General features: G+C 38.5%; 18 protein-coding genes. 6 read left to right on the top strand and 12 right to left on the bottom strand.

The features are described 5' to 3' along the window. Positions 1-9 precede the first annotated feature (9 nt). Positions 10-819, top strand: coding sequence for an alpha/beta hydrolase (locus ABFY81_RS09480; RefSeq protein WP_347913620.1), 810 nt, complete (start codon positions 10-12; stop codon positions 817-819). Positions 820-882: 63 nt separating this feature from the next. Here ABFY81_RS09480 and purN read toward each other — a convergent pair whose 3' ends face one another. Both purN and purM read right to left on the bottom strand, forming a co-directional pair. Continuing rightward, entirely contained in the window at positions 883-1512 is a 630-nt protein-coding gene (gene purN / locus ABFY81_RS09475; protein ID WP_347913619.1) for a phosphoribosylglycinamide formyltransferase, read from the bottom strand. Further along, positions 1509-2579, bottom strand: a complete 1071-nt coding sequence (gene purM, locus ABFY81_RS09470; protein WP_347913618.1) for a phosphoribosylformylglycinamidine cyclo-ligase — start codon at positions 2577-2579, stop codon at positions 1509-1511. Before purM ends, purN begins: the two co-directional genes overlap by 4 nt. Positions 2580-2714: 135 nt before the next feature. On the opposite strand from purM, the gene cxpE reads away from it, so the two are divergent. The 4 genes from cxpE (at position 2715) to ABFY81_RS09450 (ending at position 9229) form a co-directional block, all read left to right on the top strand. Beyond that, entirely contained in the window at positions 2715-3896 is a 1182-nt protein-coding gene (gene cxpE / locus ABFY81_RS09465) for a chloramphenicol efflux transporter CxpE (RefSeq protein ID WP_049064268.1), read from the top strand. A 32-nt stretch (positions 3897-3928) separates the two neighbouring features. Next, complete coding sequence (gene hda, locus ABFY81_RS09460) at positions 3929-4627, top strand: DnaA regulatory inactivator Hda (RefSeq protein WP_347913617.1); 699 nt, start codon at positions 3929-3931, stop codon at positions 4625-4627. Between the two features lie 306 nt (positions 4628-4933). Then, positions 4934-6787, top strand: a complete 1854-nt coding sequence (rbtA, locus tag ABFY81_RS09455; protein WP_347913616.1) for a rhombotarget A — start codon at positions 4934-4936, stop codon at positions 6785-6787. 15 nt (positions 6788-6802) lie between these two features. Then, a complete protein-coding gene (locus ABFY81_RS09450) occupies positions 6803-9229 on the top strand; it encodes a CSLREA domain-containing protein (protein ID WP_347913615.1) in 2427 nt (808 codons plus the stop codon). A gap of 81 nt (positions 9230-9310) precedes the next feature. Here the strand turns inward: ABFY81_RS09450 and ABFY81_RS09445 are convergent, their stop codons facing one another. The 5 genes from ABFY81_RS09445 to ABFY81_RS09425 all read right to left on the bottom strand — a co-directional run bounded on the left by ABFY81_RS09445 (position 9311) and on the right by ABFY81_RS09425 (position 12580). Then, the gene (locus tag ABFY81_RS09445) at positions 9311-9700 is read right to left on the bottom strand and encodes a DUF3106 domain-containing protein (RefSeq protein WP_004699871.1); all 390 of its coding nucleotides are present in this window, start codon (positions 9698-9700) and stop codon (positions 9311-9313) included. Beyond that, on the bottom strand, positions 9690-10010 hold the full coding sequence (locus ABFY81_RS09440; protein WP_019457283.1) for a hypothetical protein: 321 nt from the start codon (positions 10008-10010) through the stop codon (positions 9690-9692). Before ABFY81_RS09440 ends, ABFY81_RS09445 begins: the two co-directional genes overlap by 11 nt. Then, positions 10000-10614 carry an RNA polymerase sigma factor gene (locus tag ABFY81_RS09435; RefSeq protein WP_019457282.1) on the bottom strand — a complete coding sequence of 205 codons (615 nt, stop codon included), beginning with the start codon at positions 10612-10614 and terminating at the stop codon, positions 10000-10002. The genes ABFY81_RS09440 and ABFY81_RS09435 overlap by 11 nt, the downstream gene beginning before the upstream one ends. A 159-nt stretch (positions 10615-10773) precedes the next feature. Then, on the bottom strand, positions 10774-11550 hold the full coding sequence (locus tag ABFY81_RS09430) for an RNA methyltransferase (protein ID WP_077169603.1): 777 nt from the start codon (positions 11548-11550) through the stop codon (positions 10774-10776). A 58-nt stretch (positions 11551-11608) separates the two neighbouring features. Beyond that, on the bottom strand, positions 11609-12580 hold the full coding sequence (locus tag ABFY81_RS09425) for a class 1 fructose-bisphosphatase (protein ID WP_004699879.1): 972 nt from the start codon (positions 12578-12580) through the stop codon (positions 11609-11611). Between the two features lie 182 nt (positions 12581-12762). Between ABFY81_RS09425 and ABFY81_RS09420 the strand changes: the two genes are divergently transcribed. Further along, positions 12763-12951 (top strand): NF038105 family protein, encoded by a 189-nt coding sequence (locus tag ABFY81_RS09420; protein ID WP_002052586.1) that lies wholly within the window; start codon positions 12763-12765, stop codon positions 12949-12951. 57 nt (positions 12952-13008) lie between these two features. On the opposite strand, the gene pal is transcribed toward ABFY81_RS09420, so the two are convergent. The 5 genes from pal to tolQ all read right to left on the bottom strand — a co-directional run bounded on the left by pal (position 13009) and on the right by tolQ (position 17585). Next, positions 13009-13572, bottom strand: a complete 564-nt coding sequence (gene pal / locus ABFY81_RS09415) for a peptidoglycan-associated lipoprotein Pal (RefSeq protein WP_347913614.1) — start codon at positions 13570-13572, stop codon at positions 13009-13011. 27 nt (positions 13573-13599) lie between these two features. Beyond that, entirely contained in the window at positions 13600-14880 is a 1281-nt protein-coding gene (gene tolB, locus ABFY81_RS09410) for a Tol-Pal system beta propeller repeat protein TolB (RefSeq protein ID WP_347913613.1), read from the bottom strand. A gap of 99 nt (positions 14881-14979) precedes the next feature. Then, positions 14980-16431 carry a cell envelope integrity protein TolA gene (gene tolA, locus ABFY81_RS09405; RefSeq protein WP_347913612.1) on the bottom strand — a complete coding sequence of 484 codons (1452 nt, stop codon included), beginning with the start codon at positions 16429-16431 and terminating at the stop codon, positions 14980-14982. Positions 16432-16434: 3 nt separating this feature from the next. After that, complete coding sequence (tolR, locus tag ABFY81_RS09400; protein ID WP_002052868.1) at positions 16435-16887, bottom strand: protein TolR; 453 nt, start codon at positions 16885-16887, stop codon at positions 16435-16437. Continuing rightward, positions 16887-17585, bottom strand: a complete 699-nt coding sequence (gene tolQ / locus ABFY81_RS09395; protein WP_200000167.1) for a protein TolQ — start codon at positions 17583-17585, stop codon at positions 16887-16889. Before tolQ ends, tolR begins: the two co-directional genes overlap by 1 nt. Positions 17586-17608 lie beyond the last annotated feature (23 nt).

The raw sequence follows: 17608 nt of genomic DNA, 5'->3' as shown, positions 1-17608 counted from the left end.
GATAACGGTATGTCAGTAAAACCGGTTATACACTTTGCGCATGCTAATGGTGTGCCATCTATGGTGTATCAAAAAATGTTTGATCAATTAAAAGATGAGTATGACGTCATTTATGTTCCTCTTATTGGTCCTGACAAACGTTATCCAATTACCGATCATTGGCCTTTTTTGGTTGATCAGGTGATTGATAGTATTGTTCGTCAAGCTAAAGGGCGAAAGGTGATCGGACTTGGTCATTCGCTGGGTTCAGTTTTGACCTTAATGGCATCCTTTAAACGCCCTGAGCTTTTCTCACAAGTGATTATGTTAGATCCGCCTCTTATTTTGGGTCGATACTCTTTTGCTTTTCATATGGCAAAACTGTTTAAACCTAAAATAGTCGATGACATGACACCTGCGGGTTTATCTGCACGTCGTCGTGAACATTGGGAGTCACGTGAGCAAGCGGCTTCTTTATTGCGTCCAAAAGGTTTTTATAAAGACTTTGATGAAGACTGCTTTCAAGCTTACATTGATTATGCTTTGAAAGAAGATTCGGTACGTGGCGGCGTAACTCTCACTATTTCTCGTGAAGATGAAGTTGCGATATTCCGTAAAAATCCTTCTTGGTGGTGGCTACCTATGCCAAAACCAAAAATGCCTGTACATTTAGTTGTAGGAAAAGAAAGTGCCTTCTTAAAAAGAGGTTTCCCTCAAATGGCAAAGCGTAAAATGGGAATTCCATTTAGTGTTGTTGAAGGAGGGCATATGTTCCCACTAGAGCATCCGATTGACACAGTGAATTATATTAAGAAGCTTATTCATAGCAATTCACGCTAATAAGATTTCTATAAAAAAGGACATGCATGCATGTCCTTTTTTAATTTTCGTTGGGCAAACCTTTTACCAAGATGCAAAACGAATAGGGTGTTCAAGAATTTGATTACGGAAATAGGCGTGTCCATTTTTCCATGTCAGTTGGCCATTACATAACCATTCTGCAACTTGAGGATAAATAAAATGCTCAAGTTTATGTACACGTTCTGCCAAAGAGGCAACATTGTCATGTTCTTTGACTTCAATTGCAGATTGAGCAATTGCTTGACCAGCATCAAGTTCAGAAGTTACAAAGTGAACTGTACAACCATGCAATCGATCCCCTGTATTTAATACACGTTGATGTGTATTAACACCTTTATAAGCAGGTAATAGCGAAGGATGGATATTGAGCATTTTACCTTGCCATTTATCGACAAAGTTAGCAGTTAAAATACGCATGAAGCCAGCTAAAATAACAACGTCAGCTTGCCAAGCCATAAGTTGCTGATGCATCGCTTCATCAAAATCGGCACGACTAGGAAAGTCTTTATGCGAAATTACCGCTGTCGCGATATTGGCATTTTGAGCACGCTCTAGGGCATAAGCATCGGCTTTATTAGACAATACACCTACAATTTGCCCTGATAGACGTGCATCTATCAAGGCTTGTAAGTTACTGCCGTTCCCAGAGACTAGAACAGCAATTTTCATCATTCAAAGATCACACGAATTTTTTCGTCTGCACCTTCCACTGATTCAGCATTTTCTTGGATATGTCCGATTTTCCAAGCTTTTTCACCTTGAGCATTAAGCACTTCAATTGCTTTTTCTGCATCATTTGCGTCAACTGCAATCACCATACCTACACCACAGTTAAAGGTACGGTACATTTCAAAGCGTTCTACATTGCCTTCGCGTTGTAGAAGTTTGAATAATTCTGGCCATTCCCAAGAAGCTTCATTAATTACACCTTGAGCGCCATTTGGTAATACACGTGGTAAGTTACCCGGTAAACCGCCACCAGTGATGTGTGCCATAGCATGTACATCAACTTGTTTGCAAAGCTCAAGAACTGGTTTTACATAAATGCGTGTTGGTTCCATTGCTACATCAGCAAGTGGGCGACCATCAATCACTTGAGTTAAGTCTACATTCTTAACATCTAAGATTTTACGTAGTAATGAATAACCATTTGAGTGAGCACCACTTGATGCAACACCAATAAGTACATCACCTGATTTTACTTTAGAGCCATCAATAATTTTGCTTTGCTCAACAACACCTACGGCAAAACCAGCAAGATCGTAATCTTCGCCTTCATACATACCTGGCATTTCAGCTGTTTCACCACCTACAAGTGCGCAACCTGCAAGTTCACAACCTTTACCGATACCAGTAACTACGTTTGCAGCTACATCTACATTTAAGTGACCAGTAGCATAATAGTCGAGGAAGAATAATGGTTCTGCGCCACAAACTAAAAGATCGTTTACACACATAGCCACAAGATCTTGGCCGATTGTGTCATGACGATTAAGGTTAAGTGCTAAACGTAATTTAGTACCTACACCATCGGTCCCAGAAACCAAAACTGGTTCTTCGTAACCTTTAGGGATTTTGCATAGTGCACCAAAGCCACCAAGTCCGCCCATTACTTCTGGACGAGTTGTACGTTTAGCGACTGACTTGATACGATCGACCAGTGCGTCGCCCGCTTCAATGTCAACACCCGCATCTTTATAGCTTAAGCCGGTATTTGGGGTAGAAGTTGAGTTGCTCATAAATGAAGTCTCCGCATTGGCGGCAGATTATAACCTGAATATACGAAACTCTTATGTTATTTATGCTCGAAAATGCTATCTTTAATAAAAATATTTTTCTATTTATAACGATTAAATCAAAAAAGGCTAGATTTTATGCAAGATCGTATGCTGCGCCGTATTTTCTTACTCGCAGGTATTGTATTGCTGGTATGGGTATTATACTTGCTCAAGCCTGTGGTCATTCCATTTCTTGGTGCTTTTTTCCTGGCTTATTTATTTAGTCCACTGGTCGATGTTCTAGTAAAAATTAAGCTCCCTCGTTGGTTGGCAATTAGCATTGTTTTTATCGGTATTGGTGTAACTTTAACCGTAGCTTTGTGGTATTTAGTTCCACTCATCTGGAAACAGCTTGTTTATGCACGAGATAGTATTCCTGCTGGGATTCATTGGATTAATGCAGAGCTATTACCATGGATTTCTTCAACATTCCATGTCCAGCAAATGGAAATTGACACCGATCAAATGTCGAAAGCAGTTATGGATTATGTCCAGACCAATTATAGCGCAGACAGTATTCAAGCTGTTTTATTAAAGCTTGCGCAATCAGGTCTGAATTTTATTCAGATTGGCGGAACAATTGTTTTAATTCCAATTATTGCTTTCTATTTCTTGCTTGATTGGGACCGTATGCTACAAAACTTACGTCGTCTCATTCCGCGTCCGTATGAAGCAACGACTTTGCAAATTGTTCGTGAGTGTCACAGTGTTTTAGGAGCATTTGTTAAGGGACAATTCCTCGTAATGCTTTTACTCGGTATCGTCTATGCGGTAGGTCTTCAAGTCATTGGGTTAGAGGTCGGGCTAATTATTGGTATGGTGGCAGGCCTTGCCAGTATTATTCCATATCTAGGTTTTGCGGTCGGTATTATTGCCGCTGTGATTGCAAGTTTATTCCAGTTTGGAATGGATTGGATGCATTTATTACTGGTTGGTGTGGTTTTTATGATTGGTCAGGCAGTAGAAGGCTACATTCTGCAACCATTCTTACTCGGTGATAAAATTGGTCTTTCGCCTGTTGCTGTCGTATTTGCCGTTTTGGCAGGTGCACAACTTGCTGGCTTCTTAGGCATGTTGATCGCATTACCTGTAGCTGCTGTGATTGTAGTGCTCTTAAAACATTTAAGAGAAAACTATGAAAAGAGTTCATTATATGCACCATCTTCTACATTAGTGATCCAAGAAGGCAATATTGAGCAAATTCATATAGAAACTGAAGATACTAAACTTGATCTTGAAGTTAAAAAACAGCAAGATACAGATACACCGAATCTTTAAGATCAGAAATAATTTCAAGGCCAATTCATTATATGCGTCAACTCCAACTGGATATAGAACCTCAACTTGATGCTCGAATCAGTGATTTTTCGGGACCAGGTTGGGGGCATGTAGTTGATGCAGTGCGTCAATTACATACAGGTCTAGTGAATAGATTTTATATCTATGGTGGAGCAGGAACGGGAAAGAGTCATTTGCTATCAGCAATTTGTGATTCTTATTTAGAAGTAGGCAAGTCTGCAATAAAAGTTTCTCTGCTTGAACTGCTTGACGCTCCAATTGAGGCAATTACTTGTTTAGAGCACTATGACCTAGTTGCTTTAGATGATATTGAGTCAATTAGTGGTGTGCCTCACTGGCAAAAAGCGGTTTTTCACTTAATGAATAATCATGAAGGGCAACTCGTGTTTTCTTCGCGTGTTGCGCCGATTGAATTGAAATTAGAGTTACCAGATTTACAATCAAGACTTACGCAAGCAGTGAGTGTAAAAGTGCCAAGCGGAAGCTTATATGCTGATCGCTATGCTTTAGTAACGTCTGTAATGTCTAGACGTGGGATCCATTTCGATCAGCAGATTGTAGATTATTTGCTTTTGCATGGACCTCATCAAGCATCTGTATTATTGCAAACGGTAGCTCAATTAGAGAAACTTCTTAAAGGTGAGAAGACGAAGCTGTCAAATGCAACTTTAAGACAAATCTATGCTTTAATTGATGAGTATCAACAATAAAAAATTTAATTTTTAGCTTAAGCCTGTACTTTACTATAAAAAATATTCATCTATTAACTACTTATAATTTAAATTCTAAAGTGCACTAATAAATTTTTAGATAAGTAAAATCTACATATATTAATAGATGTTTAATTAAGCAAATATTTATAAAGCTGCTTATCTAAAATGACACTATAGACCGATCAAAACATCTTGAGAAATTCTGACTCCTGTGACAAAGTACGCACAAAGGATGCGTTTGCAAAAGTTAAAACTTTGCAATATTGACAAAGAAAAATGAAAAAAATAGGTAAGGAGAAGGGTATGCTCAAACGGAGCATTGCTTTTGCATTATTGGCTGCTGCTGGGCACGCTTATTCTGCTGATATTCAAGTCACAAGTTTAGTTGATGAAGATAAAGATGATACGGTATGTACCTTACGCGAAGCGGTACAATTTCTGAATTATCGTGGTTCATCAAACGCTGCTGATGTTGAAAAATATGCAAATGGCTATCATGGCTGTGGGAATAAAGATTCCTCATCAAATATTATTTTGCAGCGTGATAACGAATATACGTTAAATAGCAAAATAACGATTACAGCTCCCCTTACCATTAGTACAGTAAAAAATGATTCTACATTAGTTGATACTGATCAGCCTGGTTCTCATAATGCAACCATCAAAATGGTAGGTACAGATCAGTTATTTAAAATTGATGATGGTAGCGTTGAAAAACCATCATTTGCTGTAACCTTGAGTGACCTTAACTTACAAGGTGCAGGCGCAAACTCTAATGTGTTAACAGGCGGTTTAATTTTAAACCATGAAAAACTCACTATTCAAAACTCTCGGTTGATTGGCGGATATGCGAATCAGGGTGGGGCAATTTACAATCAAGGATTATTATCTAAAACCGGTCAAACAGCTGGCTTTGTAACTATCATAAATAGTTTATTTCAAAATAATAAAGCAACCCAAGGTGGCGTTATTTATAGCGAGCAACCTTTGTATTTAGTAACCCAATCTGTAGTACGTGATAATGAAGTTTCCTCAGCAGATGGAACCTTATTTTATGGTGCAACGAAATTTGATGATGAAAGTACTGGTGGGTATTTAAATATACGTGCCATAGGTTTTAGTAACAGTACATTCTTTCATAACAAAGTCGGTTTTATTGCAAACATTAAAGATGGAATGTTTGTTAATAATATTACAATGATTAAAAATGCAGCAGGCTTGTTTCTTGATGCTCCTCAAGGAAATGCTTCTATTTCTAACAGCATTTTAGTTGGCAATACTGCAAACTGTACTGCAAATACGGATGACAAGACTGTTATTCAAAGTAATTTAGTTATTTCTGACTGTAATCGCAATACTACTGCAAAGTTACCTAATATCCTTTTTCCTGCTAGTGAAAAGTTAATCGCTGGAGATACCGATGAAGGTGTCTGTGATGTAACAGCAAAAGAGGGGTTGTTATGTCCATTTAGCACACCGAAAGATAGCTTTCTTGGATTTTTTAAGCCTCGCCTGCTTGAGAGTTATAATAGCCTAGCTGATTCTTTAATTATTAATAAAGGACGGTTATATAGTGACGGTTCATCGGTTGGATTGGCTGGTTGTGAAAGACTTGACCAACGTGGAAAAAATCGTAGTGGTTACGATGAACTATGTGACTTAGGTGCAATCGAATATATTTTAAATAATGAAATTGCGACAGTGGGGCAGGATATTAAATATGGCCAAGTTGCAAAATTTAATATTTTAAACTCCTTAAGTGAAGCCGATTTGGTCACACCTGCTACATGTAAACGTTTATTTGGTGACCGTCCTGATGGTAAAGAATGGCAACCTGGCTGTTTGAAAATAAAACAAAGTACCGATACACCAGTCTCTAAAGGTAGCGTCACAATAGATCAAAATGGAAATGTTGTTTACACACCAAATGGAAACTGGCATGGCGCAGACATTTTTAGTATTCAAGTAGTTACGAGTGTATCGAGATTTAATGATGGCTCGTATTTCCAATATGTCTCGATTCCAGCAACTGTAGTCCAAGAACCTGTATCTGGTATTGAAGATAAATCTGTGAGTACAGGTGGCGGGGGAAGTGTCGGTGGTGGATTAATTTTAGGGTTATTTGGATTAATTGCATTACGCCGTTTCAAGTCATAATCAGGGATGAGGACTATGAAAAATTATAAAAAAGCAGTATTAGCATTAGCTGTGCTAGCGGCTATGCCTCTTTTTGCCGATACAGCAAATCAAAGAATTGAAGTGACAACTTTTGCGGATGAAGATGGTGAAAACCCTAATGCTTGTTCATTAAGGGAAGCGATAAAAGTTGCTGAAACACGAAGATCTGACTATGGATGTACAGTTTATAACACTTCTAAAAGTCAGGTGATCCAATTAAAAGCAGGAACTTATACATTAAACAAAGAATTGGTTCCAAATGCAGATATAGCAATTTATGGGTTCGGTGAAAAAGATCAAGATAAAAATTGGTCAGAAAAAAGTGTGTTAACCAATGACTATCCAGCACTACAACCGTTACAGACAATAATAAATGCTGCTGGAAAATCGCGTATTTTCAACACAGCCGTAAATAAACAGCCTCTATTTATTCAAAACGTTATTTTGGAAAATGGTGTAGCACCAGATTTTGGCGGTGCGATTTATGCTGGTGGCAATGTCACATTGCTCAATACTCAGATATTAAACTCTCAAGCTCCAAAAGGAGGAGCAATTTTTCTGGGTGGTGATAATGTTAATTTGTCTACAACACATTCTTTAATTCAAGGTAATACAGCAACATCTGGAAGTGTGCTTTCGATGAGCTGTTGGAATGGTACAGCCTATGCAAAACGGGAAGTAACATTTACCTCTTCTAGTATTATCAAGAATGGTTCGAATAGCTCTAATAATACTTTTGAGTTTTGCGGGGAGCCAAAAGCAACTTTTACAATTAATACCATTGCTCAAAATATTGCAAATACAGTAAATGGCAGTATTTTGAAATTTACCGGTGATGCTACTCCAAACGGTACTCCTAATCCTTCAACCATACTTAGCGCTAACAGTACTTTATCTTTAAAAAATAATACTATTGTTGAAAATAACGCTTATAGCACCTTCTTATATGACACTATGGGAAGTAAAGAGTTAAGGTTTAATGTAATTGGTTATAATTTGGGAACCTATGCTTGTCATTATTTTATAGGACCTGCGGCTGATTTAAAAAATGCTGGTTTCGCACTATCATTTAATGCTCTGAATCTGACAAATGATTCAGCGAAATGTGACTTACCAACAGAAACACTCACGGCTACACACCGAACTGTTGATATAGCTGGTCAGTCTTTTAATGCATTACTTGAACCTTTACATGCATCTGCTCCAGAAACTGGTTTTTTGCCCATTTATTATCCAAAAAATAATATTGGTGGAAAAAATCTAGTAGATGTAGATCCTGAAGGTAAAGATACCTGTACGTCTATAGACCAACGAGGTTTATCACGACTTGCGGACAGTAAATTATATTATCAACCAAATAGTCGTAATAGTTGTGATATTGGCTCAGTCGAGTTAATGAAACTTACTGCTGGTGATATAAAAGGTTTAGGTAATACCTCTCTTACGGATTTGCTGGCTAAGTATCAATCTCAATATGATACGGTTCAGAAGAATATATTGAATCCAGATTATGCGTATTTGTTGAATGTATTAAAAATTGATTCAGCAGATTATAAAAACCTTCTTGATCAAACCAAAGCAAATGCAAAATATCGAGCAATCTATATTGATTTGAAAGCAAATGGCTTGCCTTTGCCAAATGAAGATAGTAATCATGTTTTAAAGTTCTTTAATACAACGGATTATAATATTAATCTTGAAACTGTTGGAACCGGATTAATCGACGATAAAGTTACCAGCATTAAAAAAGATGATGGACTCTTTTGTGAATGGAATGCTGCTTTGCAGCAAATTGTATTCTATCGATCAGATGATATTATTACCCAAGCTGGTGATTATAACTATTGTAAATATACGATTAGCAGTAAAGATGGAACCACACAATCATCTGGGCTATTGGAAGCTCGCTTTGATAATATTCCACCCGTTGCCGGTAATGGTACGGTAACGTTTAAGTATTTAGCAAATGAAATCATTCCCTTAAATTTATTGCAGTATGCTAATGATGATGGGGATGGTCCTGTAAACACACTTAAGACTAAACCAAATAAACCTAAATTTTGGGTAAATGATCAAGGTGTGGAGTTACCAATTTATATACCAAGCAAAACCTCAAAAGACGGTATTTTCAAGGTAGTGAAAGCAGATCGGGAAGGTCCGTGTCCTAAAGATGATAGTGGTAATACTTGCTATGGTGGTAACATCTATATTCAAGCGAGCAACGTGTTTAATACTTTCAATGACACATTGACCTACTATGTATACGATGCAGATGGAACTATTTCAGCTAGCGCAGGAACGATTAATTTAGTAAGTACAGCAACTACAACTGATGATTCAAGAAGTGGTGGGGGAGGTATAGGCATTCTCTCTATTGCATCACTGTTAGGTTTGATTGCTTATAGACGTTATCGTAAATAAGAAAAAATAAAAAAGCCTCCATAGGAGGCTTTTTTATTGCTAGTCGGATTTCAAAACAAGCATTTTTATTAGAAATTTAGGTTAGTGTTCTAAATATTTATTGATATATTCTTCGCGTATAGCTGTTCTTTCATCTGCACTTGCTTTAAGCATACGCTGACGTAAATCATTACGCTCTTGTGTACTCATTTTTTGCCAAGCTTCACGCATTTTCTGCTTTTCTGCATCTGGGAGTTGGTTGAACCAATCCATGCGTTGTTGTAGATTAGCGCTTTGGTTCGCTGGTAATTCTTTTAAGCTTTGATAGCGCTTAATTACAGCTCGTTGTTCTTCTTCAGACATAGCATTCCAAGTATCATCTACTTGTGTATTGGCATCTTTAGAAAAAATCCAGAAACGTTCAAAACCCGCAAAACTTGTTTGCAGGAAACTTAATGAACAAAGGATAAGTGCTAACTTTTTAGCTACCATGTTGAACTTTATCCTCACCCAACACCATCAGCATTTCTAAATCTTCAACCATCTGTGGCGATAATTTAGGATTTACAATAACTTGATTTTGTGGCTTTTCGATCAACTCCGCTGAATTTGGTAAAATGACAAAACCAGTAATTGCTGCGGCAAGTGCGAAACCCGTCATTTTCCAGACACTATAGTAAGATGCTGGCTTCTGTTGGATATGGTCAAGCACATGATTCATTACCACTGTTTTATTTTTATGGTGATCAGCCAAACTATCGAGTTTAGACGTCACCTTTTTAGTGAAATCATCATGATTCATTAGAACCTCCCATGGGATTTAAATGTGCTAAGTACTCTCTAAGTCCCTGAATTGCTCGATGATAATGGGTTTTGACACTACCTTCAGTACAGTTCATGATTTGTGCTGTAGTATGAGTGTCAAACCCTTCCCAAGCACGTAACATGAAAGCCTGCTGTTGACGAACAGGTAGTTTTGCAATCGCTTCTCGTATCTCTTCTATCGTCACTGCTTGATCTAGAAAATCTGCTGGATTGATTGCTTTTTCATCGACAACATCAATGATTTCTTCATCATCATTGTCTAGACTAACTTTTTTGAAGAATGAAAATGGATTTGCCCGACGTGCTTCTTTACGACGCCAATCCTGAAGCTTGTTATTTAGAATAGTATAAAACAGCGGATACCATTCTTCAGTACTTCGATCGGCGTAAGACTTGTGTAAAGCAATAAATGCTTCTTGAACCAAGTCCATCGCAATGCCTTGTTGACCTTGGGTAGCACTCTCCATCATCACCAAAGCACGACCCGTAACATCTTGCATAAAAACCTTTAGGCGTTGCTCAGCCGTGCTGGCATGAACACTAGATGCTTCCGATCGAGACTTTTTCGGTGCTAAATCCATGGAGATGGAAAATCCTGTCATTGGACGTACCCACCTTATCTTCAATATATCTCTTATATAACGTTGAAAAGAGGTGGGAGGTTGACAACAATCGGCTATTTTTTAGTAGTGTAAATGATTTTTTTCACAAATATGAGCGATGTAAAATAAATTAACGTTTTATTGGCGTTGGCGAACCATTTCAAAAAAACAAATAGATCCTGCAATTGCTACATTTAATGACTCTTGACCACCGGGCTGCGGTATTGTCACCGACTGCGCATGCTCTAAAGCATAATCACTTACGCCTTGTCCTTCGTTGCCTAAAATCCAAACGCATGGCTTTGAAAGATCTTTTGAATAAAGACTGGTTGAGCGATGAGAACTTGTAACGAAAACAGGAATATCGAATTTAGGAAGAATATCGGTCAATTGAAAGTTTTCAAAGCAATGTAAGCTAAAATGAGCTCCCATACCTGCTCTTAAAACGCGAGGAGACCAGAGGGAGGCAGAGCCTTGGGTACAAATGATTTGTTTAATATTTGCTGCTGCTGCTGAACGTAATAATGTACCTACGTTGCCTGGGTCTTGTACATTTTCGAGAATTAGAGTGTCTAAACTATAATCAATCGTTGATGCTGTTTTAGGTAAATCAATAATAGCCAAACAAGGAAGAGTATTACCTAAGGTACTTAAGTCTTTGTATAGAACTTCACTAATAATAAAAACATGACCCTGATGAAGTTCGATAATTTTCTTTAAATCGTTATGTTCCAAAGCCTGTTCAGTTGTAAACAACGAAAAGAGCTTTTTCTGCTGTTGTAACCAAGCTAGGCAAAGGTGAGTACCTTCAAGAACTGTTTGCTGATGCTTTTTTCGGGCGCTATTGAGTTCAATTAAACCACGCAAATGTTTAATTTTTGCATTGTCTTTTGATTCTAAAAAAATAACCGCCATAAGGATATATCCAAAAGGGCGTCATCATACTATATGACGCCCTCTATAATTTAAATTATTAATGATAGCTTGTTACGCGTTCAACTTCATTTTTAGAACCAATAATTACCGGAACACGTTGGTGAAGTTCTGTAGGTTCAATATCTAAAATACGAACACGGCCAGTAGTTGATGAACCACCTGCTTGTTCAATAAGCATACTCATTGGGTTAGCTTCATACATTAAGCGTAAACGACCAGCTTTTTTCGGGTCTTTTAAGTCATATGGATAAAGGAAAATACCACCACGGCATAAAATACGGTGAATATCGCCTACCATACATGCAACCCAACGCATATTGAAATCTTTTTCACGTACAGATGTTTTACCTGCAAGTAACTCTTCAATATACTGTTTTACTGGTTGTTCCCAATGACGCTGATTAGATGCGTTAATTGCAAACTCTTGAGTGTCTGCTGATACTTGAACATTCTCTGTTGTAAGTAAGAATGTTTGAGTTTCTGGGTCTAAAGTAAAGAAAGCTACACCGTTTCCAACGGTTAAAGCCATCATTGTTGATGGGCCATATAACACATAACCAGCAGCAACCTGTTGAGTTCCTGCTTGCATGAAATCTTGTGATTGTGTCACTGCATTTTTTGCAGGAAGAATCGAGAAGATTGTTCCTACGCACATGTTGATATCAATATTACTTGAGCCATCTAATGGGTCGAATAAAACTAAGTATTCGCCGTTTTCTTGCGCAGGTGTAAATTCATCAAGCTCTTCAGATGCAAGACCACCAACATGAGGGTGAACTTTTAAAGCATCAATTAAATAGTCATTAGAAATCACATCAAGTTTTTTCTGTGTTTCACCTTGAACATTTTCATTACCAGCACTACCTAAAATTCCAGCCAAAGCACCTTTTTGTAGGGCTTGGTCAATGGTTTTACAAGTCGTAGCAATGGTGTCGATGACTTGGGCCAACTCAGGTGTTAGGTTCCCTTTTTGTTGTTGTAAAAATTGGGACAATGTGAGGTTGGACATAAAAAAACGCTCCTGTGCGCAAGCATCAAAATGAGTCAAATAAATACGTGGCATATTCTAGATGAGAATGCCGGAAAATAAAAATTATCTTACTTTATTTGTGTTGCATTTATGCTTACAAGCCTCATTTTACATGGTATGTTGTTTGCATAGCAAAGGAATGTATATTTAGGAGAATCGAAATGACAACTAAGAAGTTTGATGCGACCCCAACGGCAGGTGAACCAATCAATTTAGAAGAAATTTCGAAAGAAAGTGTTCAGGAAGCTTGGAAAGACTATGAAGCTAAACCTGAATATAAAGCTTTTAATAAGCATGATTTGATTGAGTCGATGCAACATTCAGAAGAAGAGGAAAATAAATCTTCTTAAATTAAGAAAGCAAAAATAAACGCCCATCTATGGGCGTTTATTTTTTAAAGAGATATTTTATTTTAATAGAGGAGGAACTGCCTCATAGTTAATTTCAACACGGCGATTTTCTTTCCAAGCTGATTCGTCATGGCCTGGGTTAACAGGAGCTTCTTTACCATAACTTACAGCTTCAAGTTGCTGTGGATTTACACCATTTGTAATGAGGTAACTTTGAACAGCTTTTGCACGACGCTCACCTAAAGCCATGTTGTATTCACGTGTACCACGTTCATCTGTATGACCTGTCAATGCAACTTTTGAATTTGCATTTGCCATGAGGAACTGAGCATGGGCTTGAAGTGTTTGATAATCTTCAGCAGATAAATCACTACTGTCGTAATCGAAGTGAACAACACGTTTAGCTAAAGCAGCATTATTTGCTTCAGTTACACCTTTTGATGAAGCACCTGCCAAATTTTGGGCATTTAATGCAGCATCTTCACTTAAACCTGTCGTATTTACAGTGCTTGGGTTTGTAGTACCAGCATTTGCAGTCGTTGCTGGTTTACGGCTCGCACAACCTGTCATGACAAGCGCTACACTAAGTAGAGGAAAAGCCAAATATTTGATTGATTTCATCATCATCTCCATCAATGGAAGAAAAAGTTATTTAGGTGCCCAGGCTGGTTCACGTACCTCACCTTGTTCACTTGGTAAATTCATACGGAAACGACCATCAGTGGACATGACAGACAGTAAACCACGGTTCCCTTCACGAGTTGCGTAAACCACCATTTGTCCATTTGGTGAGAAACTTGGTGATTCATCTAAACTCGTAGGGGTAAGAATATTAACAATCCCTGTATTAATATCTTGGATAGCAACCTTATAGTTACTACCACTTGGTCGATGCACCAGTGCAATTTTTTTACCATCTGCACTTAGAGTGCCACGTGCATTAAATGACCCTTTAAATGTTAAACGTTTTACTGAGCCATCTCCAAAATCATAGCGATAAATTTGAGGAGAGCCTCCACGGTCAGATGTAAAAATAAAAGCTTTTCCATCTGGGGTGTAACGAGCTTCTGTATCAATTGCCGTGTCATTTGTCATACGTTTGATTTGGCGAGTTGATAAATCCATTTGATAAATTTCAGGGTTACCATTCATTGACCCTGTAAATAGCATTGATTTACCATCTGGTGAAAAGCTCGGCGCACCATTCAAACCTTTAAAGCTGGTAAGTACTTCACGTGTTCCAGTAGAAAGATCTTGTAAGTAAATTGCTGGACGTTTAGTTTCAAAGGAAACATAAGCAATTTTTTTGGCATCAGGAGTCCATGCCGGAGATAGAATCGGATCGCGTGAAGAGAGAACTGTTTTTGGTTGTTCACCATCTGTATCCGCAATTTGTAAAGTGTAACGTTCAGCAGGAGTAGCTGGATTACGTAATACATAAGCGATACGACCACTAAAGTCGCCAGCAATACCAGTCAAAGCTTGATAAATAGCATCACTAACCATATGTCCAGCTTGGCGGATGCGCGAAGCAGGTACATTTAACAACTCATTTAGAAGATATTGCTGTTTTTGCACATCATAAAGTTGGTAATGGACTTCAAACCCATCAGCTGTTTGCTTAATTTGCCCAGTAACAACGTATGGAATACCAGCAGCTTGCCAATCAGATGCTTGAATCTGGTTAATAGCAGCATTTGCAGGTAAGTTTTTCGATGAACTTGTGAAACGTCCTGAACGGTTTAAGTCCGTTTCAACAATAGGATAGAGTCCATTGTCATTGTTAAATGGAATAATAGCGATTTTGGGTGCATTTTCTGGTGCTTTAGCAATTTCAAAATACAGTTGGGCATAAGTGTTTAATGGGATTGTTACACTCATTGCAGTGAAAATGGCTAAAGAGATGAGATGTTTACGAGTCTTATACATATTTACAATTACTTACGTTCGTATTTTTGTGACTGTTGATTGTTTAACATAGTTATATGTTTTCTGCTATTAAAAGCAGAAAACATTAACTTTTTATTACTATTTTGCAATAAAGGTAGGAGTTGCTGTTTTTGCTTCACGACGTGCATCTGGATCTTTTGGCATTGGATATGGAGCAGCAGCATCAATAGCAGCAAGAATACTTGCATCTAGTGCATCATCACCACTTGATTTTATGATGACCTTAGATAAAACTGCCCCTGAATCAGAAAGGATAAATCGTACAGTAACTCTTTTGCCTGCTGTTCCTTGAGGAACATGCCAAGCTTTATCAATCTTTCGACGAAAATCTTGTATTGCTGAAGATCCAGTTTTCTTAGCATCTGCCTTTTTCTGAGCAGCGAGTTCTTTTTCCTGTTGAGCAGAAGAGACTTTTTCTGCTTCTAACTCTTTTGCTAGATCATCTTTGCGTTTATCAGCCTCAGCTTTACGCTTGGCATCTTCGGCAGCTTTTTGGTGTTTAGCTTTTGCATCGGCTTCTGCTTTACGCTTGGCATCCTCAGCCGCTTTTTGCTTTTGAGCTTTTGCATCGGCTTCTGCTTTACGCTTGGCATCTTCAGCTGCTTTTTGGTGTTTAGCTTTTGCATCGGCTTCTGCTTTACGCTTGGCATCTTCAGCTGCTTTTTGGTGTTTAGCTTTTGCATCGGCTTCTGCTTTACGCTTAGCATCCTCAGCCGCTTTCTGCTTTTGGGCTTTTGCATCAGCTTCAGCTTTACTACGCTTGGCATCCTCAGCTACTTTCTGCTGTTTAACTTTCGCCTCTTCAGCCGCTTTGCGTTTAGCATCTTCAGTTGCTTTACGAGCTTCATGTTTCGCTTTTGCCTCAGCATCAGCTTTACGTTTTGCTTCTTGCTGTGCCTGAAGTTTTGCATTTTCTGCTTCACGTTTCAGTTTTGCCTCGGCCTCAGCTTTTCGTTTAGCAGCTTCTTCAGCTTTGCGAGCCTCACTTTGTTCATGTTTGGTTTTTGCCTCAGCTTCAGCTTTACGCTTTTGTTCGGCTTCAACTTTTGCAGCTTTTGCCTCAGCTTGACGCTTAGCTTCAGCTTGCTGCTTTTGAGCTTCCTCTAAACGTTGTTGTTCCGCAGCTTGCTTCGCTTTAGCAGCTTCTTCGGCTTTACGTTTTTCCTCAGCTAATTTTGCTTGCTGTGCCTGCTCAGCTTTTTGCTTTTGGGCAACCAGATGTTGTGCTGTGGGCGGAGGAGGAGGAGGTGATGGTACTGCTGGAAGATTTTGAGGAAGATTTTCATCCACAATTGGGCTTAGAACTTCTTCTGCCTGATTTTCTGCTGTAGTTTGTTGCTCAACTTCTTTTGCTAAAGGCGGTGGTAAATCTTCTGGCTTAACTAAAATAGTAGTCAGCTTTTTTGGCTGTTCTGGTGGTTTACTCAAGCCTAAGAAAAGCAAGCCGACAATGGCAATTGCATGAACTCCAAGTGTGAAGCCCAATGCAATCGCATTTTGTTTAAAAGGAGGCTTTTGATTTTTGTTCATAGCTTATTTTAAAGGCTCTGTCAGAAGGCCAACTTGAGTTAAACCTGCTTCTTGTAAACTTGCCATCAATGATACGACTTCGCCGTAAGGGCGCGACTTATCACCATTCACTAAAACCGTAAGCTGTTTGTTTTCCTGCTCAGCTTGCTTTTGTGCTTCACTTAAAACAGATTCAAGCTTTTCACGAGAAAGTGGCTCGTTATCTTTATAGTCTTGGTATTGAAGATAAATATTGCCATCTTTACCAATCGTTACCATGGCTGGCATATCTTTGGATTCAATTGGACGATTATTTGCCTGAGGTAAGTCGACTTTAATGCCGCTAGTAATCATGGGAGCAGTCACCATGAAAATAACTAAGAGTACGAGCATTACATCGATATAGGGTACGACGTTCATGTCACTTTTTAATGGTTTTTTTATGCGCTCAAAGCGCCCTGAACGTTGAATAGCCATTATGCATCTTCCTGTGATGAACCCACAGATTGACGTTGCAATAAAGCAATCATTTCTTCTGCAAATAATGCGCGGTCAGAGTAGACGCTTTCACCTTTAGCCGTAAAGTGGTTAAAAGCGAGTACTGCAGGAATAGCAGCAAATAAGCCAATTGCAGTTGCAATAAGTGCCTCGGCAATACCCGGTGCAACCGTTGCTAAAGTCACTTGGTCAACGGCAGCTAAACCAATAAAAGCATTCATGATTCCCCACACTGTGCCAAATAAGCCGATATATGGGGCAACCGAACCGATACTTGCTAAAGTGCCAAGGCCATATTCAAGAGTACTTTGATCACGACTTAAACCAACACGTAAAATACGTTCGGTACCTTCGATCGTTTGAGAGGTAGAAGCATGGCGCTTTTTAAGTTTGAAAAATTCATTCAGCCCTTGATAAAAAATATCCTCAAGACCTGAACGTTTTGAGTTGAGTTGTGCGTTGTTATAGAGCGTATTGAGTTCAGCACCAGACCAGAACATTTTTTGAAAATGTTCATCACCTTGACGTGCCTTTTTATAACCCATATGTAACTTGGCAATCAAATACCAACTAAAGATTGATGCTAACAATAAAATTAACATGACCAATTGGACGACTGGACTTGCTTGTAAGATAAGGTCAGAAATATGCAGGGTTGATTCAATGTTTGTTGCCATAGTTACATATGCCGGTTGCTTTT

It is taken from the genome of Acinetobacter sp. WA-87, from assembly GCF_039938935.1.
Taxonomy (GTDB): domain Bacteria; phylum Pseudomonadota; class Gammaproteobacteria; order Pseudomonadales; family Moraxellaceae; genus Acinetobacter; species Acinetobacter seifertii.
Note: the sequence above shows the minus strand (reverse complement) of the source record. Positions and strands in the feature narration are given on the sequence as shown.